This is a genomic window from Nocardia sp. NBC_00881, from assembly GCF_045207455.1.
Classification (GTDB): domain Bacteria; phylum Actinomycetota; class Actinomycetes; order Mycobacteriales; family Mycobacteriaceae; genus Nocardia.
In genome coordinates, this window is sequence record NZ_CP108798.1 from 6,678,982 (window position 1) to 6,705,588 (window position 26,607).

General features: G+C 66.6%; 1 protein-coding gene (only partly in view). It reads left to right on the forward strand.

The whole window is internal to a GNAT family N-acetyltransferase gene (locus tag OH799_RS28730; RefSeq protein WP_406270362.1) on the forward strand: the coding sequence, 177,828 nt in all, runs 15,178 nt past the left edge and 136,043 nt past the right edge, and what appears here is coding positions 15,179-41,785, spanning codon 5,060 (partial) through codon 13,929 (partial); the first complete codon in view begins at window position 3. The start codon and the stop codon both lie outside this window.

Genomic DNA, 26,607 nt, shown 5'->3' on the forward strand with positions numbered 1-26,607 from the left:
AGCGGCCCGGCTTCAACGTTGACATCGAAGGGATGCTGCAGCTCGGTGCCGGGCGGCTGCGGGTAACGATGTACGACACCGACCGCTCGCTGGTGTCGGTGCCGATGCCCGGCAACGCCGCCCAGGCGCCGCTGCGGAGTTCGGGCCTGCAGCGGATGGACGGCGACTGGCGCAAGGTCGTCTGGTTCGAGCTGACCGAACCCGACCCTACCCAGCTGCTCGCGGATGTGTTGCAGCGCAATGGACTCCAGAATCTGGAATCGCTATTGCAGCCTGCCCGGGGAGCGGGTGTGTTGGGGGTGGCGCACCAGCGCGGACGGGTGGTGGCCCAGCTGTTCGACGAAGCGGCGCGGCAGCCGGAGATGTGGCAGGCGCTGCTGGCCCGATATCCGGCCTTGGGCGGCCTGATCGGCGCGGTGCCCGACGAGGCGCTGGAGCAGGCGGTCGATGCCGCGATGGAACCTGGCGGCGCATTCGACCAGACCACCAGGGAAATGGTGGAGGCGATGCACACCGCCTTCGAAGAGGCGATGGAGGCACCGATACCGCTGTTGACGGCGGCGCATCTGCCGGATATCGGCCCGGACGGTGGGCCCGCGGACCAAGGTGGGCGCGTCCAGGCGCAGTTCCGGCTCGGCTCGCCGGACGCGGACACCGTGATCTGGCACGCAGCCGAGACCGTAGGCAGCTCGGCCGAACTGTTCGAGGTGCTGCGGCGCATCACCGACATCTATACCGACCACCTGGCCGAGCCGGGCACGGTGACGATGATCGTGACCGTCACGGTCGATCTGCGGAAGCCGACGGTCGGCTGGGCCGCCATTCTCGACGACCGGCACGGCACCGATGTCTCGAGGCATGCCGAGCAGGTTGTGGTGCTGAACGCGGCCCGCCGCCTGCGCGCCGGAAACCGGCAGGAAGTGTTGTTGGACGGCGAAGGCGACCGCATCGACGTGGTTGCCGCGGTGAGCGCGCTCCCCCAGCTGGCCGATGAACTCGACGACGCCTTCGACGTGGTCTCCCCATGGGATGTGCTGGCGGAGGTCGGGCTCGCCGAGGAAACCGCCGACCAGCTGGCGGGCGCAGAGCAGCTGAAGCAGGCGTTGGACGAGCTCGGTCCGGTGCCCACGGTCCGGCAGGTGGCCATGGTGCTGGCCGCGCACCAGGATCGGATCACCGACCTCGTCGGAGTCGACCCGGCCAGGATCGCCGATCTGCTCGGCGCCGATGACCACTCCCGCCATGTCGCCACCATCACGCTGCTCGCCCAAGCGCTTCGAGGTGCCGAACAACAGGTCGAGCGGGAAGACCGGGAGGACCGGGAGGACCGGGTCCAGGCGGCCACCCAGCGGCTGACCCAGCTGCGCCGGACCGTGCAGGCGTTGAACCGGTTCCGCCGTTCGGTCGCCCACCTGCCCGGTGCACCGGCTTCGGCGGTGCTGTCGCTGAACGATCCGTTCGTCGCCATCGGCGTCAGCGCCACGGCTGACCTGATCGATGTCAATCTGGTTGTCGGCGAGGAAAGTCCGGTGACGCTGGACGAGGGGCTGCAGCGCACCGTCGACCGGTATCAGGCCGCCAAGGGTGCCAACCCGGGCCTGAAGTTGGCGTCGCTGATGTTCCGTGGCGCGGACCTGCGGCGGCTGGTCGACGAACTGACCGCGGTTCTCGAGCTGCGCCTGCTGACCGGTGAACAGCCCGGCCTGGCGCCGCTCACAGTCCAGATCCACGCACACGGCGACCGCGGCAGTGATGGTGACCAGCTGGGCAGCTGGCTGGTGACCGTGCTCGGCAATGCGGTTGTGCACCGGACGCTCGAGAAGGCTGCCCTCGGTGTCGCATTGGGCCGGACTCCGGAAGATGTGGAACGTCTGCTGGCGGGGGATGAACCGGGACTGCAGGACTGGGAACAGCTCTTTCGTCATGCATGCACGACGGTACTGCCCGACATGGTGGTCCCCAATGATCTGCTCATCGGGCAGAAGCTGGCGGATCTGGCGGATCTGCGGGCGCAGGACGAATGGTCTTCGGATGAAGAAGATTTCGTCAATGCGCACGAAATCGTGCAGCAGGTTGCCAAGATCCGGCGGGCCGAGAAGCTGATCGAGCAGCTCATCGTGCTGCACGAGACGCTGCGGGACACCCGATTCCGGCGGGACCGGAAGCTGGACACCGGCGAGATGTTCGACGACTTCGCGCAGCGGGCCCACGAACTCGACGAGACGGCCCGCGCGGTGGCCACGGCCGAACGCCTGGTGGGTTTCCGGCCGCCGTCGGTGCGCGGCGCAGTCGTGGAGAACCTGCGTCGCCTGACACCTGGCCAAGGGTTCCAAGCCCGTACCGTCGTGCGGCAGTTGGCTGCCGACGAAGCCGCCACCAGAGAAGTGCTGGACGTCCTGATCGGCGCAGGTGTCGACCCGGCGGATATGGACGAAAGCCAGTGGGCCGCACTGGATGAGCTCGCCGCGACGATGGCGCGCATGCTGCTGGAGATTCGCGCGCTGCGCGACGAACTGAACCGGGTCGAGGATGCCGTCGACCTGCTGCGACAGTATGACTCACTGCTGCGCGACAGGTTGGATGTGGCATTTCGGACGGCCCGAGAGCTGCCACCTGCGCCGCGAGTCGAACTGGGCCACAACCTGACTCACCTGCATATCGATGCCAGGGCGCGTCTGATGGCACCCGGCGACTTCCATGATGATGGCGTTATGGTCGCCGAGCTGGACCTGCTCGCTGCCGCACTGAAGGCAGCGCACGTGAACCGGTTGAGCGCGCGGAACCAGTTCGCCAACACCGTATTCCGACTCGGCATTGTGGCGCCTGGCGTGGACGCACTCGAGCAGCTTCACGCCGAGCGCAGCCGGGCATCGGGTGCGGATCCGGAGCGAGCCGCCGGATTGGCCGAGTTGATCGTCATCGCCGAACGTCACGAACAATGGCAGCAGCGGTTCGGTTTCTTGGACCTGGCGGCCACCGACCTCGAGGTGGTAGCAGCCAGGCTGCGTGCCGCCAAGACCGAACACCTGCGAGACACCGCCCGGCCTGACGCGGAGTTCGACGAGCTGTCCGATCGAATCCGGGCGCTCGAGCAACAGCTGCGCACGGACCTGGCCGCCGCCACCCGGCTCGCGGCTGCGGGACCGGTCGCCACTCGTCCGGATCCGGCGGCGGGCCGCACCGACGGCATCACCGAGGTGCCCGACCATCCTGCCCGGCCACAGACATCGGCCCCGGACGCCGAGGGTATGGCTACCTTCGTGCGGCGGGACCCGAGGCCGCTGTTGGCCGACCAGTGCTGGCCCGCGATCGCGGCGGACATCGCCTTCCGCGCCAAGCGTGATCGCTCCGGAATCCGGGCCGCCGTCCCGGGAATGGGCGCGGATCTCGCGGACGCCGAGGAGTGGCTGGACCGGCCCGGGCACGAACCGGTGCTCGCACATCAGCTGCACGGTCTGCAGGACGGATTCGGCCGGCTCGAGGCCGAGGTAGCCGCGCGCGAGGCACAGCACAAGGGCAGCGGCAACGGCCTGCAGATGGTCGTGGCGACCGCACCGCCGGAAGGTCTCGGGCACGCGGTGCTCTGGGTGGCGGTCGTCGAGGGCGACAACATCCGGGTCGAGCAGCGGGATCCGAAGACCAACGAGATCATCCGCGACTTCCGACCGCCCGCGCAGGATCCGGAAGGCCAGATCGCGGTGGCGATATTCGTCGGCGCCGACGGCTACGCCATCGACGACCTGGCCGGCGTGGAAACCCGGCCGCCGCGGCCCCGGCCGTTCTTCGTCGGCGCGACGGAACCGGCCGACAACGCGGTGCTGGTGCGGGAGGCGTTGGAGCAGGCAGGGATCGGTGATATCGCCCAGTTGGTGCATCACGCGGGCGAAATCCCTGATCCGGTGGCGGCGCATGCGCAGGGCCGCGCGAACACCGTGCTGTGGGATTTCTCGACCCCCGAACAGCGCAGGGCGCTGCAGGAACTCCACCCGGACGTTCTCGGCGAGGCCGAAGGCATTCCGGGGCCGATCCGCAGCAAACTGAACGAAAAAGCGCTGGAAGAGGAATGGCAGCGGCGTAGTGCGGACGATCCCCGCAGGCGCGACCTGGCGGCTTTCCGTGTCGTGGTCGCGGAAGGCAAGAAGCGGGCTCAGAAGATGGGGGTGCCGTTCCATCTGCTGTCGTTCGACCGCGGCAACGGGCTCGGCAGTCCTGGCTGTGTCATCGTCGAGTACGGTGACCAGGAACTTATCGCGCAGGACGTGATCTGGTTCGTCCCGGAACATGCCGGTGACTTGGACGAGATTGCCGTCTCCGCGCACGTCGGCGCGGACTTCGCTGAAACCGAGCATCGGCCCACTCGAGTGGCCTCTACCCGGGTGGTGCACCGGCACGGTGATGCCACAGGTCTGCGAGACCGGGAGATTTTCGCCGGCGAGGCGGTGGTGCATCGGGTTTCGTCTTCCAACGGAGCGCGGGACAACCGGGCGGTCCAGGACAATGAGCCGCCGCTCATCGAATTGGTCTCCCGCGGTGACACTCCCGGCGTCGAGGCCTGGGCGGCGGTAGCGGCGCAGCTGCACGGCAATGGTGTCGACGCCGTGCAGGTTCGGCAGGGCGCTATGCCTGCGCGCCTGGAGCCGGAGGACATCACCGATCGGGTGACGCGGTGGCTAGCGGAGCTGCCCGGCGCACCTGAACTGCACGTTCGGTCGGTCGAGCCATCCGGGCAGTTCTGGATTGGTGATCCGCGCACTGCCGATCAGGTCGTGGCGTGGATATTCGCAGGGACTACCACGGCCTCGCTGCTCAAAGGGTTACACCAGGCAGTACAGACATTCGTGGAACGACAGCGCGCAGGCCAGTCGCCCGCGGTGGTTTTGCTGCTGGAAGACAATTGGCAACAGTTGGCCGACGACCTTGTCGAGCTCGCGGAGAACCGTGCGGACACGACCGCTGCGGAGCGGAAAATTCAGTTGTTCCCGGAGAAACCGGGCGGCCGAGGACTGTTGTTCGCCGCCGCGAATGACGACCGGCTGAACGAGCACCGCGACGCCTTCACCCATTTGCCGAAGCCGAAGCACGTCCCGGACGAGCCCTTGCCGCAGCCCATCCAGCGGGCCATGGACTGGGTTTCCCGCCGTTCACCGTTGAACCGGCGCCCCAAGTCCGCAGCGCCGGCCACGGCCGGACCGGCCCCCGTTGAACCCGGGCTCGGCGAGCTGAATACGATGCGACGCTTGGCTCGGGCGCGGCATCCGGAGCTGATTGCCGAACTGAAAAACCGGTTCCCCGACACGAATGTGGCCGATCTGGTGCGGCCCGGGACGCTGCGGGACTTCTGGCGGGACGAATTGATCCAAGCCAGGGACGTTCTTATCCAGACGGCGGGCAACCCGCCGGGTGAGGATGAAACGCTCCGGCATTATGCCGCGGCTCTGATCGAGAAGTCTGATACGCCTGCCGAGGTGCGGGGGCGGGCCACGGATTACGTCTCGCTGTACGACTCGGTGACAATGATCATGGACGCGGGCCGGTACGCAATGCGGCCCGGGCTGATCGACGAGTTGGAAGTCCTCCTGTTCCACGCGCAAGCGTGGTTCGAGCAGGAAGTCTTGCTCGCGGAGGAATTCGACGCCCTTAACGCACAGGTGGTCGCGCTCAGCGAGAAGGCACTGAGGATCCGTGCTTTGGCGGAAGTGTCGGAAGAGATCAATGCGAGCAATCGGGAATCGACGGCGAAGGAGCTGCGTCGACTCGACCAAGAATTCGACGACGAGCTGGCGGCGACCCTCCGCAACGCCAGGGAGATCACCGATGAGGAGGGAGTCGGCGCGCAGTTTGTGCTTGGCGCGGATCTGATCGCGTTCGCGGATGCCGATGCGTTGCGCCGATCCCAGCTACATCAGATTTTGTTGAAGCATGGCAGTCGCAAAGATGTTGCCGTACACCCGAATACATTTTCCACGCACACACCGGAACGGTTACGGGCAGCTAGGGAAAAGGCCGCCGCCGCACTCGGTTTGCTGGTGGGCAGCCACCCCGAGCAGCTAACTCCGGCCCGGGTCGCGGGGATGACGGCTCAGCTGAAGCAGCAGCATGACCAGGCGCGCCTTGCGGCCGCGGAAAAATGCCGGGCATACGACAGGCTGCTTCCGGACGCGACGGAGTTCGTCGCGGTACAGCAGCGTCAGGGCGGCGTCGACCGGCTGCATGCGGCGCTGGCCCGGGCGAACGCGCGGCTGCTGGTGTTGGGACGGCACCTGGTGGATCTCGCTGATGCCGATCGGGAATGGCTCGCCGACAACGGATTCGGGCTTTCGGATGGCATACCGGATGCCGCACGGCTGCGGCGACTGTTGGACACGGCGAAGCAGCGCAAATTCCGTCCCGAGGAAATGGCCGCCCTGGGCGACATCGAGAGTTCGCTGGCGACGATGCTCGAGGTCGCTGAACAGTGGCAGCTGTGGGATCGGCGGATCCAGTGGCTCAAAGAGCTGGACTTCAAGTTCACGTCTCTTGCGGGTGAGCACTTCCGGCTGCGACGGGAACTCGACGAACGCAACAAGCGGATCCGTGTGCAAGCTGGGTTCGAGTTCGACTGGTTGGGGCCGGATGCCGAGCGGTCGGAGCAGCTGCGCCGATTCCAGCGCACTGAGCGGACCGTTTTGACGGTGGATATCGGTCGCGATGTCCTGGCCGATGCAGGGCTTTCCGAGACGGAATTGACTTGGGCGCAGCTGAATCAGCTGATGGCGAACCGACCCGAGATGTTCGCCGGGCGTCATCGCATCGGCCTGGTCGGGCGGATCGCTCGATTCCGGGAGCTGGAACAGCTCATCGCCGATGTCGCCGAATTCGACAGGATCGCAGCCCAACTCGACCGCATTCACCAGGCGTTGGCCGTCGGATTGGCCGTCGATGTCGTGAAGGTCATCGGCTCGGCCACTGTGACGGACCTGGCCGACTATCAGCAGCCCCACTCCAAGTTGGTGCTGCATCTGGTCGACGGCGCGGTGGATTGCCTGTTGCAGGCGAACGAGGCGGTGCGGCAGAAGGTGGGGGGCGAGGTGTCGGCCCGGCTGCGGCGCTACCCGACAGCAACCCGGGGCATACCGGCCCCGCTGGCGCCGGAACTAATGGAAGCCGATCTGCGGGAGAACGGGTACCGCGATATCTACGAGGCCAGAGACCATGTGTGGAACACCGGTGATGGTGTCGTACTGCTGATTTCGCAGCTCGGATTCGTCGATCCCGCTCGGCCGGGTCAACATGCCGTCGGAATGGTGCGTGACGGCGACAAGGTGATGGTCTTCGACCACGGGAAATGGATCCCATTCCGGCAGTGGGCAGCTGAGCAGAAGGGCATCCGCAGTGTCGCCGGGTTCGAGATCATGCGGGGCGGCACGCCGCGGCGCCCGCTGGTCGACGGGAAGTCGCAGGCGATCGCCGGGTTGGACTACGACAATGTCGCCATCGCGGGTCGCGTTGTCGCACAACCGGAATACGTCGAGCCCCAACCGGCGCTGCCCGAACTGCTACCCGAGGAAGACGGTCGGCAGCAGCATGACCGTGCCGAGCAGCTGTGGCTGGAGTTGCGGCAGGAGTTGGACGGCGCGCTCGGCGGGTTGGATTCGACCGCGGCGGAGCGTCTTCGTCCGGAGCTGCTCGACCAGGAATGGCAGCGCCTGTCCGACCAGGATCAGCTGCTGCTGATGGATTACCTGTCCGACAACAACGGGTTCGCGCCGGTGGCCGTTGCGGCGGATCTGTCGGATTCGATGGCGGACGCGCTGACTCGGACGCAGATCGCGAAGACGTTGCGGCGCGGCGAGGGTGCGTTCGACGCCGAGGACCTGTGGCAATTCCGGGAGATCACCGACTGGGAGCACCGGCTGCAGGTCGCCCAACGCTGGGCTACCCATCTGGGCAATCCGACGGTGACCTTGCGGGGGCACCGGCTGTTCGGCCGCGACGAGCGCACCATGTTCATCGCGGGCGACCGGCGTCGGGTCAAGCGGCAGCGGGCGAAGCTGATCGTGCATGTCAACGGAAACCGTTGGTTCGACGGTCACTACGACCGCGGCACGTTACACACCGTCGACACGGTGATGACCGATCTGACCACGGCCGCACCCGATCGGCCGGTTGTCTCGGCATGGTGGTCCGGGGCGCATGTCACCACCTTGTTCTGGGATATCCAGCGGCTGATCGCGGAACTCGATGCGGCGGAGCTGGAACTGGAACTGATCGTGCACGAGGACGGCGTGCGGATGATGGAGGGCGCGCGGCATCTGCTGGCGCAGCTGCCGCCGCACACCCTGGAAGTCGCGGCCACCGAAGCAGTCGATGAGCAGAAGCCTGCACCGGCCGGTGACGATGCGGCGATCGTGCGGGCGGCACTGCGCTGGGAAGGCTTGGCCGGCGTCCAAGACCTGGTTCTGCGCCCCGATATGACGGTCGAACAGGCACGGCAGCTGGGGGCGCGCAATGCCGCGATCTGGCGTCGACTGCCCGCGTATGTCCGTGCGGCGTTCGCGAACGAATGCCCGCAGGACGTACTGCATTTCGTCGGTTGGCCGCACCGGGCGCGGGATGTGGCCGGACGGATCGCGGTGCAGCAGTCGAACGCCGAATTCGGTATGGCGGCACGCCACATCAACGCCATGGATGCCGTATTGAAGGAGAAAGTGCCCGGAATCCGGGCTCATCTGTTGGCGGTTCGCCGGTTGCCGGACGGTCGACTGGAGATCCGATTCGCGATCAAGTCTCCTTCCGGTGTGACCAAGCAGACGTGGTGGGAAACCCAAACCATGGACACCGAGGCTCGTCTGGGCGGGCTCACCAGACACCTCGTCATGGGTTTCCACGAACGGCGGAACCTGGAAACGTCCGATTTCTATGTGGTCCGGTTGGCGCCCAAAGGTTTCAACGCAAACACAGCTGAAGTCGACGCCAATGCGATGGCCGGTGAGATCGCGGCGGAAGTCGCAGGCGAGCAGGTCCTGTATCCGGACAAGCAGCGCCCGGAGAACAACCTGTTCGGCATGGGTACCGGTAGCGCCGCGGTGCGCCACGTCGTGGCAGCGGGCGAAGTGGCCGGCGACATCGATTCGGCCCGCGACAATGACGACTACTTCTGGTTCCCGAACCCTACGGAGGAGATCTATCGGCGGCGCATGGACGCAGCCATCGCGTGGCGGCCCGGCCAACAGCACAAGACCCTCAACGACGCCCGAGTCGAGAGTTTCGACGAGTACCTGAGCACTCACGGTCCGGAGCGCTGGGCGAATCTCGACTTGCGGAACGAACTGCATGCCGCGGTCCTGCGGCGCGAGCTGCTTGCGGCCCGGATCGCCGAGTTGGCCGGGGAAGCGGGCATGGTGGTGGACCTCCACGAGGTGAACCGTGCCCGGATCGACGAGCTGAACGATCTGCTGGAAGGCGGGGTGGCGCAGGCCAAGGATGGACTTCTGCGGCTGAACATCCTGGTCCCGAAGTTCGAGATCGCCGATGTCGAAACCCGCTTCTTCCGCCATCAGGTCGGCGACCAGGACGCCGCAGTACCCGACGAGTGGCGGGTAGCGGATGCGCTGCTCACCGAGCTGCGGGACGTCCACGCCGAGCAGGTGCGGCAGCGGCGCGAGATAATCGCAGTGCAGCGCACCCATGAAGCCAGGCTCCCGGTTTACGCCCAGCTCCCGGCCGAGGCACGCGCCCAGAACCCGGCGCTGCGGCCATTGTCGGTGCTGCGCACCACATTGCACCGCGAACTGGCCGACGACTTCGAGGTGCTCCCATCAGAGCTGACCCAGCGATTCCTGAATCGGAAGATCAAGGAATTGCACGCGGGAGACCAGCGCAGAAATCGGGCCATGCAGTATCTCGCGCTGCGCGAGGTGGTCCATGCCGTGGATGCCCGCGACCGCGCGGACAACCGCCTATTCTGGCTGATGCACCGCGGTGAGCGGCTGATGCACCTGGTCGACACCCGCGCGGAACAAGCGCAGGACAACACCGAAATACAGCAGTGGTTCGACGAGCAGTTCGCGCTGATCATCGACGAACTCACCGACGGCTTGGAACTCCCGAACAACGGCGACACTGCGAAAGTTCCGGTGCGACAGCCGCATACCGGACCGTTGAACTGCGCCGTGCACGCGACGAACCGGTTCCGGACCTACCGCGAGAATCGCGGCCATACCCTGTCCTCGCGGACGAAACTGGCCAACACCACGGCAGCCAAAACATCCGGGGTAACCGAGATCCGGGTCGCCCGGGCCGGCGACGCGGAACGGCAGCGATTCCGCAACCTGCGCGACATGTTCGACCATCTGAAAGCCACCGGTGGCGCGATGCTGGGCCTGCTGCTCTACCGCGGCGTCCGAGACATGGGCCACCTGTTCTACGCCCAGATGGCCACGGCCCGCGAGATCGCCGAGCTAGCCACGGCCGGCGAGATCGACCAGATAGCCGAAGCCGACGAGACCGACGAACAGAAACAGCTGGTTATCTGCGACGTCGACAAGGAAACCGGCGAGCCACTGCCACCGATCTTCGGCCATGCCGCGATCGAACAGTGGCTGCTCGAGCAGCACCGCCGCGGACTGCGCGGCATCTTCGGCTACGGCGCAGACGCCGAGGGCTACGCCGAAGTCCTCTTCCTGACCGGCAAAGACCGCCTGGTCCCCGCCGACGAAATCCCCGAACGTGTCGGCGCGATCCCAGGCGACACCGAACGCGCTCCTCCGGTCGAACAGCGTGTTCGGGAGCGTGATGATCTGGCCGCCGAACTCGGAGTCCAGGTCACGAACCTCGCGAAGAACTTCGAGCAGGCGGGTGCGGAGCTGGGCGCGCTGCTGGGTATGGAATTCCACCCGAACAACCCGGCGTTGCCGGGCGCAGTCCGCCAAGCACTCGGGATGGTGCGTCTCGAGCTGCGCGGTGGTCTGTTCCGGGCAGGCTGGCAATTCGCGGCGCAACTGCCGGGACTGCGGCAGGTCCCGGATTGGATGAGACGATGGCTCGAGCTTGATGCCGCGGCCCAGCAGCTGGCCCGTCTCGGTCTGGCAGCCCGCGAAGATCAAGAGGAGCTGCGTCAGCAAGCCGACGACCTGGCTGCGGAAATTGCAGTGCTGCTGCATGTTCCGGAATCGGGGAATCATCGCGCGTCGAAATCCGAACAGCCCACGCAGCATGATCAACCATTGCGGCATCTGGGCGAATCGGCCGGGCTGCCGGATTTGGTGCACCTGGAGCAGGCCGCCGAGCGATTCCTGCAGCTGCACCGGCTGATCGAACAAACCAGGCAGATCGAGGAACTGACCGCAGCCGAAAATGACCTAATCCCAAGACGCCTCGGCCCGATCGGCCGACCGGTCGAGGATGTTGCCGGGCTGCTCGACGCTTCCGAAGGTGAAGCGGCGCGGGTCAATGATCTGGCCGACCCGGTGGCGCGTGCCGCGCAGCGACAGCAGCTCGCCGAGGCTGTTCAGGCGCGCCACGAGGTTCAGCAACAGCGCGACAACCTCGCCGGGTCGTGGGAAATCGAGCTGGCGAATCCGGCCGAGTTGCCCGACCGGATCGCTGCGGTTATCCAGGAAATCCTCGGCGCCGCACCGCACGTGGATGCGGAGTTGGCGCAGCGACTGGCGGCACAGCCACCGGAACAGTGGACCGTCAGGGGCTTCATCCGCGCGCAGGTCGGCGCACAGGCCGATGCCGCGGTGCCGGCATTGCCTGCCGGTGTGTTACGCGCATTGCTCCTCGAGCTTTCGGCTCTGTTCCGGCTGCAGCGGCTCGTCGACGAATACGACCGGCGGAATGCGGAAGTGCAGCAGCTCAACGAAGTGGTGTACGGCCGAGCCCTTCAGTTGATTCGTGACTTGACCGGGCTGCTCGGGATCCGGCCGATGATGCTCAGTAGGCAGCGGTTGAGCTCGGCGGTGTCCATCTTGCAGGGCCAGTTGCGCACATTGACCGACAGCGAATGGGCGAGAGCACGTAGCCAAGGCAAGCTTGCGAAATTCGTGGAATGGCTCGGGCACCAGATCGAGCTGGAGTGGGGGCCGCAAGCGGCGGCGATAGCGGACAACAATGCCGAACGGCAGCACAATCCGGTGGCGCGGGAGGCAATGCGCCTGCAGTGGCAAGAGCAGTGGCGTGCCACGGCCGCAACGGTGGGCCGGGATCTGATGAGAATGCTCGCTCTGCCGATGTTGCGGCGGCCAGAGCAAGGGCCGATTTCGCATCGGCTGCCTGAATTGCGGCGTCTGGTCGACGAACTGGGCCGTCCGCCGAAGGCGGTGCATGTTGTCGAGTTGATCGAGGCCTTCCTCGACCTGCACTGGAGCGAGTTGGAAGAACCGCCGGCGGCGGCACCTGTGGTGCCGGCAGACCGCTACACCCAGGCAGGGCGCGCAGCGGAAGCCCCGGTAGGCGAGGAATCGGGCGGCACCGAAGAGCCTGTGGCGAACGATGTTTCCCGGGACACCGCATTTGGCCTGGCGATTGGTGAACGGCCGCTGCCGAACGCGGAAGCGCCGATCTTGAGCAGTACCGAAGAGCTGCTGCTGTTGGAAGCCATCCACGAATATGCCCCTGGCGCGCTGTTGCGCGGCCTGCCGGTGCTGACTGATGACGAATGGTCTTGCTACGAAAAGTATTTCGGGCATGACCAGAAAACCCAGGCCGATATCGCCGAAGAGCTGGACGTTGCGGAATCCACCGTGCACCGCACCCTGCACCACGCTGTACACCAGCTGATCCTGCGATTGCCCGCGGGTGTGCAGCAGAGCTTCACCGGCGCCGGCCGACTGCGCCGCAGCACGGTGTTGGATGTGGCCGGCGCGGTCGGAGTAAGCCCGCAAACCGTCAGGCGGGCTTTTGCCGACGAGTACAACGGACCGGAAGAGACAGCAGCCGAGATCATTCGGGTTGCCGAGCGGTTCGGTGTGCGCCGACGCAGGCCGGCCGTAATCGCCGATGCCACCGGACTGCTCGGCACCACGGATCCGGACCGGGCGCCGCTGCCGGTAGTGCGGGATCCCGACGCTTCACCCGCGTCTGCGCGTCGCGGCGCTGGTCGTTCAGCGGACCAGGACGCGCTGGTGCTGGTGCGTGCGGCTTGGAACAACAACTCGGCGCTGGTGCAACCGCATCTCGGCGGGCTCGACCCATTCGACATCGAATGCTTCACGATGTTCGCGAAAGGCAAGACCGCGCCGCAGATCGCGACCGAGAAAGGCAAGCACCGCAGCACGACCGACCGGGCGCTGAAGCGGGTCGCGAGACAGGTGGCCCCGAAGTTGCCACCAGGGTTGGCCGACCTGTACGAGAACCAGGGCGTGCTGCGTCAGACCACCGTCGTCGACATCGCCCGGCGAGTTGGTGTGAGCGTCGAGACCGTCTACCGGGTACTCAACAGTGACACCACCGTTTCGGTGAGCGAGCAGACAGCGCGACGGATCCGGCAGGCCATGGCCGACACCGGTTTCACCGCGAAACAGCCTGCAGGAGATGCCGACACGGTGGAGAAGCCGGAGCCGGCTCGGGCGGAGCCGCCGAAGATCTGCGGTATCCAGGTGCAGAAGGCTGGTAAATGGCTGCTGGGGTCGAAGGCCCATCCGCAGATGAAGGTGGCTCGTCGCACCAAAAAAGTGGAGCGCGAAGGGATCTCCGGGAAACAGCTTGCCAAGGGCTTTGTCGCGGACATGAACGAGGATCCGTTCGGGACCGGGGTCGATGGCATCGAGCTTGGGCTCGAGCAGGTGGGCGACCACGGTGGGATCGTCGTATTCGCGATCAACCACTGGAAGGGTCTCGGGCACGCGGCGTTGGGATTCGAGGTCGACGAGCGTTTCATCGAGGCACATCGGGACATCAAGGATCTGCAGCTCGGTGAGGTGGTGGTCTTCGACAACGCCGAGGAGGAAATCGGTGTCCCGATCGTCATCGGCGGCGCCGAAGGCCGGTTGATCCGCGGCCCCGAGATCACCGTATGGAAACACAAGGTCGGCGCCCGTGCCGGTGTGGTGCAGGGGATTGTATTCGGCCGCAACGGCATTGCACCGATGGAACTCGCTGTCGACGACCAGGGCCGGGTAGCCGAGCCGGTGTACGCGGGCTCGGGGATGTTCGGTGCGGTGGTGATGGATACGCCAGGCGATCTGATCCAGGCTTTGCATGACGAAGCCGACAACGGCAAGCGGTCCCAGGCGTTGCTGGGTGACAACCTGATCGAGACCCGTTATGTTTTCGGCCGGGCGGAGGGGGACCGCGGACTCTTCGATGCACCCACAGCAACGACCACGATCGCTATGGGCGGACTCAGCCTCCTGGCGCAGGGAAGTACACAGCGGCACGAGAACAAGAAACACAAAGCGAAATTCCTCGCCGGCGAAACTCCGGATGCCACCAAGCTGACGCAAACCGCATTCCTGCACGAGATTCTCCGTGAGGAAGCCGAGGCATTCGCCGAGAACGCCGTCTTCGATCTGAAGATGGCGTCGCGGGGCTACGACGTGTCGGTCGAGTGGTATGTGCCGATCTATGCGAACGCCCGCAACCGGGCCATCGACGAAGCCGGGAAGGAAAATGCGGAACGCACCAAAGAAGAACTGGTGGCTATTGGTCACGAGAAGGGTGTCCGTGCGCTGAAGGACGAGCTGGAGGCGTCCGGCTATCTGACCGAGCAGTACCTGGAGCACTGGATCTGGATCAACAACCAGCCCATCGAGGACATCCGACAGGCGACCTCGGCTGAAGTGGCCACGAAGATCCGGCTGAAGGCGTTGGAAGCCAGTGCCGCAGAACGCGACCTGCGTAACCTACGGCTTGCAGCGCAGCGGCAGATCGAACGGCTGGCCGCGGGACCGGTTGCCCCGGCATCGAAGTGGGACGAACGCCGCCGTGACCACAGCACCCTGATCATTCGCGACCTGGCCGCATTGCGCGCCCAGGCTGAGGCGCGGGTCAGCGCTGCTCGTCAGGCGCTGGCTGCCCGAGCTGCTCGCGATGTGCTGGACGGTCTGCTTCAGCAGGAGCCCGGACAGCGATTGGGTGATCATGCTGCATTGATCGGCGGGAATCGGCTCGTTGTCGTGTGGGGAACGGGTGACGATGTCCAGAAGCTGCACAGCCTGGTCCGCGATCACCAGGCAGCGGGGATCACCATCGAATGCCTCAATGTCTATGTCGATGTCCGGGGCCGGATGTGGGTCACCTCGAGTGAGCTGCCCGAACCGACTGTGACCGTTCCGCCGGTCCAGATCGAGGTGCTGAATCTAGCTGACAACGCCTCCACGCGGCGAGTGCGGCGGATTCGGCGGCGGCTGCGGGCGACCGAAATCGGGCAGACGGTCGATCGGTTCCTACTCGACAATGGAATCCGCATTCGGCTCGATGTCGCAGATGACCGGTTCTACCCGACCGCGGGGCTGCTGGTGCTCGATGTCGGCAAGTCCGACACCGAGCTGCTGGCGGCTATTGTGCAGGGCGCGGGCCAGGTCCAGCTGGAACTCGAACGCACCAGGCGCGACGCGGTCCGAGAGCTGATGCATTCGACCCGGCCGGAGTTCATCGGGACGATGCTCCACCGGGAATGGGATGTGCGGGCGTGGACCGCCGAAGTGATCCGGCAGCTGCGGGCAGCGAACCGCGAACTTCCAGAGAGCCCACTCGAGTACGCCTACCGGATGGCGTTCGAGGAAGCGACCGCGCGCGGCGGCAATGACGCGCCGTTCCCCCCGACCCCGCCGGAGAGCGCTCACCGGATGCCATGGCAGGACTTGGCGGCTGCGGGAGAGAACCTCATTGGGTTCCTGGCCGGACGTGCGGCGGTGCGTCCGTTCATCGAAACCGTCGGATCGCGCGACTCCGGGGAAACCGTCGCCGAGTTCTACCGCGGGTTCTGGAACACAGCGCACGGCGGGGTGCCCACAGGACTGCTGGACGAGCCGGTCAAGGTGGAGGTGATAGGTGCGCAGCTCGCCCAGGCACGGGCTCAGCTGGCGCAGGCGCGGGCCGCGCTCGCAGGGTGGTCGGACACTGCGTTGGCCGACCATGAACCGACCTCGCCGCAGATGGAACTGCTGCGGCGCGCGTCCGATCCGCAGTCGGCGATGTTAATCGAGCGAATCGACACCTACCACCGGTGGAATGCCCGAGTCGGCCTGTTGCTCCGGGTGATCGACACCTATGACCAGCGGGACGATGCCTATGCCGAGCTGGCGGAGTTCCTCGGTACGACAACGGATCCGATCTCCCCGAGCCAGGCAGCCGCATTGCTTGGCCATGCACAGCGACTGTTGGACAATCCGCTGTCGCCGAAAGATGCGTTGCGGCTGCGGCAACTATCTACCGCGTGTGTGGAAGCCGACGTGGCGATTCGCGCGTTCCAGGAGCAGGAAGATGACGGCAGGCGACTGGATCAGGCACATCCCGGACTGGCCGGGGCCCAGGCCGCTGAACTGGCGCGATTGGAAGAGATGGTCGGCTGGATACCGAATCTCGATGCCGCCGCCCGGCTCGGCCTCATCGAGACGATCAGCAATGGGCTGGGCAACGGCGCCCATCTCGGGATCCCGAAGCGGCTGGGGACCGCAGACGCACCCGTGCACCGAATTCAGGTCGTCGACGGATACGACAACGTCCTGCTGGTGGTCGATGTCGCCGAGGCCGACGGGGCGATCACCGTCCAGCGACCCGTCTCATCCGGCCATCCCGGCGCGCTTTTGGCCGGGGCCCAGGACAGGTGGCAGGTTAATTCGATTGTTACGCAACAACTGAGCTCGCCAACGCTTGTCCTGGGCCCCGGCGAAAAGCATGCCGGGGTGGACGAAGAAAACTCTCGGTCTCGTCCTGGGGTGGGCGAGGGAACTCGTGTCGAGGTGGGTGGGGATTACGGGATCACGGCGAAGCCGGTGGAGCAGCCGACGCCGACGGTTCAGGTGCCCGAGCTCGACTGGCTGCGGAATGTGCTCAACGCGACGTTGAACCTGGATCCCGACACCTGGGCGCGGATTGCCGCGGTGTTGTCGGAGGCGTTGCGGCGCAAGGGTGCAACCGTTGCGCCGGTGGAAGTTCGGGACGACGGTCACCACATTCGGGTGCTCGACGGCGACGGCAGTGCGCTGCTGGATGTGGATGTGACCGGTTGGCCGGATGGGGTTGTGACGGCGCGGGTGCACCTGGAACAGGATCGCTCGGATCGGGCCGCGTTCGCGCATCGGCTGGTGTCGGTGTTCCTGCCGGACTGGGAGCCGCGGCAGCGGGGCCGGGTGTTCCTTGCGGTGGGCCGTCGGACTGAGGGCAAGTTGGTCGGCTCGACCGGCACGCTCACCATGGAGCTGGCCGACGGGCATCTGGATGTCCTGGTCAAGGGCACCGGCGGCAATGTGGGGTTGTATTTCGACAAGAAGGAAGAGGTCCTTCTCGGGCAGCCGCCCGCGACTCGGCCGGATATGGGTCGCAACGCCGATGCGGTGTCGGATATGGGTGTCGTGGTTCGGGCATTGGGGCGGGAGATTTCCGGGGCGCCGGTTCCGCTGGTGGGTGATGGCTCGGATCCGGCGGCGGTGGCGGCGCGCAAGGCCGGTCCGGCGATCAAGAACTGTGGTCCGATCGGGGTGTGGTTCGCCGGGCAGCTCGGGGTGCAGATCGTTCAGTCGCTGCCGCTGGATGATTCGGATATCCATGCCCACGGTGTGGATTTCGGTCGGATCGCGGTCGCGGTGGGAGCGAACAACCGGGAGGGCGGGCTCTCATCCTTCGATGCGGTTGCCAAGCATGTCGAGGACCATGGCGGCCTGGGGATCGTGGGATTCGAGCGTGCCGGGGACCAGGGCGGGCATCAGATCGAGGTGTTCAAGGGTGTGGACGGCCGAGTGTGGGTGTTCGAGCACGACGGCCGGGTGGGGGTGCTGAAGCCGTGGGCGAAGTGGCAGCAGCCGCAGGATGCGGTGCGGGTCGAGGTGCTCGTGTTCAAGGGCCCGGCGCAGGCCGACGCGCAACGCCCGGACGGCACGCCGGTGCTCGTCGGTGCGCCGGAGGAGCCGCTGGCGCCAGGACAGCGACCGCGGATCGCGGACCGGCCACTGCAGGTCGGCTACGCGCTGGACCGCCATGAGCGCCAAGCCCGTGCGCTATTGCGCCAAACCGCGTTCGGGCGCGGCTTCGCAGACTTCCTCGACACCACCCCGGTCCAGGTGCTGTTCAGGGACACCCTGGCGACGCCGGGTAGTCGCGGAAGCTTCCTGCGGTCGGACTTCTCCATCGAGATCTTGACCACGGGGCGTGACCTGGTTTTCCAGACGCTGTCGCTGCTCCATGAAATAGTGCACGCCAAAGCTTTCGCGGAGGGGCGGAACCCGAACGCCGCGAAGCAAACGGAGGCCGAGTACATCGCCGCGGGCATCCGGGAGGAGGCCGAGGCATTCGCCGGGGTCTTCCGATTCACCGATGAGCTGCTGAAACTCGGCTATCAGGTGGACCATGTCGGCCTGGATGTGGCCTTGCGGCTCATCTACCTCCTGGCGAGGCAGAAATGGATGAAGCAAGCGTCGCCGGGGCTCTCGCAGGCTGAGCGGGTGGAGAAGGGGCACGAGGCCGGTATAAAGGCGCTGGCGAAGGCTTTGGCGGCGCCGCACGCTGGCCACCCCAGTTACTACACAGCTCGGTATCGAATGCAATACCAGCTGTTCCATCAGGAACAGGGTTGGCACCGGCCGACTACGGACGAGGTCGCGGGGCGTCTTCGGCTGCGTGCGTTCGACGCGACGATCACCGGGCGGGAACTCGCCACGGCGATCACCGAATTCCAGGCGAACAAGTTGTATCTCACGGCGGCGACGGTGCAGGCCATGCTCCAGGGATCCGAGCCGCCACTCGGTGACACCGAGCAGGAGCGGGCGGCCGCGATGGTCCGGCGAGCGCAGGCTGAGAAGCAACGCGCGGAACACAACGAGATCATGGTGCTCGATGCCGCGGAAGCCATCCGACAGGCGGGGATTCGGCATCAGGATGCGCTGCGGGAACTCCATGAACCGGCCTTGCGGGATGTGCTGGCCAGGAGGCAGACACAGGAGCCAGGGGGACGGGTATACGGCAATCATGTCCTGCTCGTTCCCGGTGACCGGCGGATCGTGGTGTCGCCCTTCCAGGATCATCTCCAGATCCTGGCGGAGCTGGCGGCGGCCGAGCCGGAAATCCCGGAGCTCGCCCCGGATTCGGGAATCGACACGGAGTACCTGCAGCTCGAGGTTGACGAGAACGGGCACGTGCGGGTCATCGGCATCCCTCGTCCCGATGCTGATCCGGGGGTCGGGTTGGCCGAATTGCCGACGGCGTCAGCCGGTGCGGGCGCTCAGACCGTGGCGGCGCGGCGTCTGTCGGATGTTTGGGAGAGGCTGTACCGAAGCGCCGTCGGCCGCGAGGCGAACCAGATCCTGCTGGACCACGATGTCCGGATCGTCTTCGAGTCGAATGCCCCGACCTGGTACCACCCGGACGAGAACACCCTGGTCATCGATGCCGGGGCGTTGGACGCCGACCTGATGCTCGCCCTGGTGCAGGGAGCCGCCTATGTCGAACATCATCACCGGCAAGGCACGGGTTCGGCGATCCAACACCTGTTGCAGTGGGAGCGCGCCGATTACCTCCGCATGATGTCCCTGCGAGAGTCGGACGCCAGGCAGCGGAAAATGACTGCAGCACAGCAGCTTCGAGATGCCCGGGTGGCGATTCCGGAACAGCCGATGGAGCGGATCGCGCGCATCGACGGCATCGAGGCTTTCGTGGCCGCCCTCGCCGAGCAGGAGGCCGACTGGGACGCGTTCTACGGGGCGGCATGGGATAAGGCCAACATTCCGAATCCGCCGGATCCCCAGCCACCGGCTCAGCCTGCTGCCCCGCCCGCACCGCCCGGAGGACCGCCGCCCCCGCCGTCCTTGAACGACGGGTCCGGTCTGACGTGGATGAGACTGGAAGATCATGACCTGGACGGTTCCGCGCCGCACGGTGCGCCCGTCGACGCGCGGACCGCTCCGGTGGTCGAGACGCAGGCCCGGCAGCTGGCCCGGATCCAGGACACCCTGGCCGAGGCGCTGCAGCCGGACGCCACCACCCAGGCGCGGGTGCTCGCGGTGCTGCGAGAAGCGTTGGGCCGCAACGGTGCTGTGTTCGGGCCGGTGGTCGACCTCGACAATGGCCGCCAGATCCCGGTGTTGGACGGCGATGGCAGTCCGCTGGTCGATGTGGACGTGACCCGCAGGCCGGACGGCGTGCTGGTGGTCGCGGTGCACACGCATCTGGTGCAGGATCGGCTCACCCGGCCGCCGCTGGGGATGCGGTTGATCCCGGAGCTCCTGCTCGACTGGGGACGGCAGGCCACCCAGGTTCTGGGCGAGGTACAGCACCGGACCAGTGGGCTGCGTGTCGACGCCGACGGCACCGTGACGATGGAGCTGGTCGGCGACCATCTGAGGGTCACCACGGACACCACCCGCGGCACACTCATCCAGGACTTCGACAAAGAGGCCGCGGCTCCCGCACCACCACCGCCGAAACCCCCTGGAGCGGCGGAGGTGCTGCCGTTTGTGCCCAAGCGGCTGCCCAAGGGTGCTCGTTTCGATGTGCGGCAGCTCGGGGTGTTCAACGCCTTCGGCGGCGATGGGGCGGAGGATTTCGCCGCGCACGCGCATGGCCGGCCGGGCGGGGCTGGGAAGTTCCTGCGAAAGCTGGCCCGCAAGCCCGCGCCGGTGCAGGCGCAGGCCGGGGCACTGCCGGAGCAGCTGGTTGCCTTGCGTCGCAACGCGATTGCCGAGGTGCAGCGACTGCGCACCGTGATGAGCGAAGGCTTCCCCGGGGCGACGGTCGACCAACTGTTGGCAGGCGGGATGGCTTTCGCGGCGCTGGAGCGGGATCTGACTTGGCGCCGGGAAGGGTTCGCCGAGAAGCTGCAGGGTGTCGCGCCGGAGGATCTGGACGACGACATCAAGGTCGAGCGGGCCCGGGCGGACCTGCGGGTCTGGCTCGCCCGGACACCGGTCTCCGCTGAGTTCCGGCAAGACATCAGAGAGGCGGAGAAGAAGTTCCTGGAGAAGCATCGGGTGATGCTGCTGCTCGACGAGATTCGCGAGTTGCTGGACTGGTGTGCCCGGGTCGATGCGTTGGAAGACAAGCTGTATGAGGCGTACGCGCTGTTCGAGCAGGATGCTGGGTCCGTCGGCGGTTACCGTCGGCTGGCCGAGCAGGCTGATCGAATCGCCATCCTGACCACGGACATTCGGCGGCTGCGCGACCAGTGGGTGCTGCCGGGGCGAGTGCGCGGCGGTGTGATCGTCGACGCGATCCAGAGATACGGCTACGACCTGGACAGTGACCGGCAGCCTCGGATGGGGCCGAGGATGGTCGCCGAATTGCGGAGTTCCGTTGACAGTGCGGACAAGCGCACCCGGGCCGAGATCCAGTCACTGCTCAACTGGAATGACCGGGTCGAGGAGCGTGACCGCACACTGCAACTGCGGGCGGACGAACTCGACGAGGCATTCCAGGCAGTCGAGGCATCGAGCCGGGGCTCCCGATACACCCTCGGTGGTGAGCTGCCGAATTACGCTGAAACCGCCGAACACGAGCAGCCAGAGCTGGTCGACACGCTGCGGCGGACGGGCAAGGAATTCGGCGTCGACCCGGAGAAGGTCGACGACAAGACCGTGCGGAAGCTGTCCCGCAAGCGCAAACCGCTGGGCAAAGAGATCAAACCGAAGGGGGAGCTGACCCCGGACGCGGTCCGACGGTGGCGTGACAAACAGGGCGAAGGGCCCATCGGACGCGGCCGGCGTGGCCGCGCCGAGGAGTGGCTGCGCATACACACCGTGGAAGAGGCGGTCACCAACCTGCTCGCCCTGCGACGGCGCGTCCGCGCGATCGAGGAGATGCAAGCGAATCTGCGTCGCTGGCATGCCCGTTGCGTGGTGGCGCGCGAGCAGTTCGATCTCGCCCGGGTGGCACATCTGAAACTGTTCCCGAATGACGAGTTCGAGTTGTGGGCTGCACCGCATGACCTGGATGGGGTGCGGTATCTGCTCGAGCAGGCGGCGGGCGATCTGGTCGAACACGGTCGGCAGGGGTCCGCCAACCGGTATATCGGCCTCGGCAAGCTGCTGGAACGCGGTGAGGAATACCAGCATTGGACCGCGCAGACCGAACGTCTCGAAGAGCGGGTGCGCCGGTTCGACTACCTGCTGGGCGAGCGGGCTCGGGTCGTGACGCTGCGCGACGACGCCGAGCAGAGGCTGAAGGACCTCGCCGACCAGCCGCCACCGTCCCGCAAGGACAAGTATCCGTTGGGGAATTACCTTCCCGACGCGAACGGAGTTCGGCCGGGAAGCCACCGTCCCGACGACATCAGCGTGCGCACGGGCATTCAGGGCGAGTTGCGGGATCAGCAGCACAAGCTGGAGATCCTGGTCGGGTCGGATCGTTTGTCGGAGTGGGAGATAGCCAACAGATCCGAGCTGACTGCCGACCGGGTGCGGGAGTTGTTGACGCGTTCGGATCTGGCGGACGACGAACGTGCGAGGCTCGGGGCGATCGCGTGGGCCCACCAAATGCTGGCGGCCGAGCAGACATTCTACACCGCCACCATCGAAGTCCGCTCGATGGACCGGGTGCTGACCGAGGGTTTGGCCCAGTCGCCGGCCCAGGTGCTCGGGCTGGTCGACGACCGGTCGGTCGCCACACCGCAGCGGCCGACCACCGCGGAATCGATCAGCCTGAAGGGCGCCTGCTCGTCGTACGCGGTGCGGACTTCCGAGGACGCGGACCGCCGGGCCCGGGGCGAGGACCCGGTCGAACCGTCCACCGAGCCGCGGGAGTTCTCCCTCGACGGTGACGATCCGGTCGATGTCGCGATCGCCCGGCGCGGCCACTGGATTCAATACGACAACGGCATCATGCAGCCGATCGACGAGGTCAATAAGCTTGGCCAGCAGGGGATTTGGCTGACGGTGACGGTCGGCATCGACTACACCCGCAATCGGGGCGCGCACACCGCCACCATCACCTGGAACCATGACTTCGACACGATCATGGTGTTGGAGCGGGTCGACGGTAAGGAGCTTTTCTACACCGGCATGGACGACGTCCGGGCGTGGGCGCAGCGGCAGATGGCCGATGCGGAAGCCTCCTTCGGCATCGAATCCCAGAACGGCCTTCCGCGCCACCCCCTCCGTGAAGGCGAGATTCCGACCGGCCCGATGCCGCGCCAACGCCTGCGTGGCGCGCCCGCACCGATGGTCGCGGCCGCGCCGCCGGGCGGGCCGCCGCCACCCCCGTCGACCAGGCACAGTCGGCCGGACTTCGGGCTGTGGCAGGTTGTCGACGCGTTCTGGGAGCAGACGGTCGATACGTGGTGGGGTCGTTCGACCCGGCAGAGCCCGGTGGGGCCGAAGTATGGGCCGGAGGTGTTCTTCGGTCGTGACCCGAGGATTTCGCCGCGACACCGTGTACAGGTGTCCGCGTCGGGTGACGATCCCGTGGCGGTCGAATACCGGCGCCCCGAAGGGCCGCTGCCGGACATCCTGGCCTACGGCCCGCTGAACTGCGTGGTGGTCGTCGACCAGGAGATGCGGCCATGGCTGGCGGCGGGTGGGGTCGAGCTGTCCACGACACCGCTGGAGGACAGCATCCGCATCGATATGCAAGGCGTCCAGGGCTGGGAGCGGGCGCAGGCGTTGCGGGCAGGCTGGGAGTACCTGGGGCGCGGCCGGGCAGCAATGAAAAAGGCGATCGCACAGGCGGAAGCCGGTGGAGCGTTCGAGCTGGCCTTGGGCTTCGATGGGCGTCGCGGGCATCATGCCGCCGGGATCCGCAACGAGAACGGCGAAGTGGTGGTGTGGGAGCGGGAATACGGGAAGCTGCGGTACTGGCGCGGGCGGGAGCAAGTGGCGGCATGGCTGGAATCCCGGGTCGGGCTGCGGGTCGGCAAGGTGTGGGGAATCGGCTTCAGGATCGGCGTCGATGGCAAAGTGGTGCCGAATGTGCCGTTCAACCCGGAGGCGGACTGGTCGGCGCTGGTCGCGGCAGGCCAGGCTCCGCCGGACTTCATCGGTGCGCTGCCGCAGGAGCGGGCGCCGCCGTGGACAGTGGAACAGTGCGCCGAGAACTACTCGGCGCTGTATGCCGAGCGGGACGATCTGCGCGGTGTGGATGGCCCTCTCGCTGACGTCGAGGTAGAGCGCAAACGGGAACTCGACATCGTCACGTTGGTGAACGACCGGTTCCGTAACGGGCTCGCTGAGCGCGGGATCGACCTTCCGATGGGGCTGATGTCCTTCCACCACGGTGATAAAGGCGCGCGCGGTCGGATCATGATGGTGGCAGGTGTGCCGGAGCACGAGTCGGTGTTGACCGGCTATGCGCCGGTCGTCGTGTCGACCCTCGACGAACTGGGCAAGACGGTGGACGAGGTTGTCGAAACCTTTGCCGAACGATGGGCGTTGGGCCATCGCGGTGCGATGTTCGCGATGTTCCGGATCGACGACATCGAGAGCGGACAGGCCCGGGCGGAAACATACGACGCGGCCGTGCGGGCGGACGCCGACGCGCTGGTGGACACCGTCCGGAGATGGAATGTGGATCGGCCTGCGGCGCTGCCCGGCGACCGACCGATCACCGAGATCTTCTACTCCTATCGGTACTCGTACGCGGCCGAGCGGCTCGAGCTGCGGACGGCCGTGGCCGTGCGGCTGCTCGACCAAGTGGACGCGCACGGGGACGCACATGGGGTGCCTGTCTCACCGCGTGCGGATCCGCTGCCGAATGTGCTGAACCTGAGGCTCGACCAGCCCAATGCCGTGGAAGCCAGGGCCGCCGAGGCGGCGTGGGAGCGGTTGACCGGCCGCACCGCACCCGAGGTCGCGCAATGGTGGGATGCGCATGACGGCCTGAGTCACGCGCTGGTGTGGTTGAAGCCGAGGGAAATCGCTCAGCTGGTGGGCGTCCCGCCGCATATCCGGCAGTTGGCGAATCGGGAGTGGCTGCGTCGGGAAATCGCCCGACTGCACAACACCGGCAAACCGCTGACCGCTTGGCAGAAGCGGCGGCTGGCGCGGCTGGAGACGATCGCGGATGTGCTCGGTCTGGCGATGCACTGGGGCAACCAGCTCCCGATACAACCGTTCGCGCTGAACCTGAACGGCGACCGGACGCAGCCGACCTGTGTCGCGCTCGGACCGCTCGACCCGGTCTCCGGTGACTACGCACCTACTCACGTGGATGTGCTGCTGTTGGACGGTGAGCCGACTGCCGCGACACTGCGCGCCGGGATATTCCGGGGCTTCGACCACCAGAAGCGGCAGCAGGCGCTGGACCGGAACGAGTCGTCGCAGCCCGCACAGGCCAGGCCGGTGCTGGTGGTGCAGGGCACCGGCGGGCAACTCGCACAGGAGATTTCCGCGCTGGTCGGTCTCTTCCGGCGCCGCGGGGTCCGGGTGCCGGAGTTCCGGCTGATCGGGCGTGGCGATACACCGGTGGTGCTCAACGACTGGGCGGACCGGGCAGCGCCCCCAGCCCTGCGGCAGCACCAGATCCAGACCAGGCGGGCCGAGGCCGAGCAGCAGCTGCGCAGGCTGATCGTGGAAAGCCACCTGCGGCCGGACGAACTGGGTTCGCCTGCGTGGCGGCCGGGAATTATCAGCCGCATGCGGCGGCAACAAGAGCAGTGGTTGTTGCAGCTGCTCGGGCAGCAATGGTGGCAAACCAATTTCGGCGGCGACCTGCCCACCGAGCTGACGTCGCAGCAGGCCCGGCAGATGAAGAAGTTTTTCGTCAGGAACCCGAGATCGGACAGTGTCACCACGCTGCGCCGCGAGGTGGCCATCCATCTGGTGCGCCTGGACGACATGATGCCGATCGCACAGGAATTGGCCACACTCGACGCGCTCCACCCCGTGGTCACCGCCGAGTTGAAGGCCGCAATGGCCGATATGGCCTCGGTGTTGGAGGTAGCCGAAACGACACCTGATGCGCGGCAAGGTCTTCCGGCGCAACCGTGGCGGGAGGAGGTGTTCCGGGAACTGTATGCGGAGCTGCGTGTCCTGCACGACCGCGCCAACGACGAAACCCTCGATGCGATCGCGGGCAGGCGGCTTGCGCAGCTGAAGTCGATGGTCAGTCTGTGGGGCTGGGCAGTCACGCAGGTCAGGGAACAGGGGATGCAGGGGTTGCCGGTGCGGCTGGTGACCTTCCCGAATGGCCGCGTCGGTCTGGTGGTGGGTGATGCCGCCGGTGCCGCCCGGGTGCTCGGGGTGGTGGCGCGAGGCACCGATGCGCAGGTCGAACGGCACCGCGTCGTGTCGGAGGTCATTGAGGCCGCCGCCGGACGGGAGTTGGGGCCGAACGAGGCGATGTTCGTCATGTTCCAGCACGACGAGCCCGACGATGCGCCACCGCAGACCGTGCAGGCCACCGCCGACGACCTGACTCAGGTTGTGCTGGCATTGCAGGCGCTGCGCAAGCGAACCCGGCCCGGAACCCGGCCGTTCACCGAACTCATCGGACATCGGGATGGCATTGCCGTGCTGATCGCCGCCCGCGCCGCATTGGCGAAGC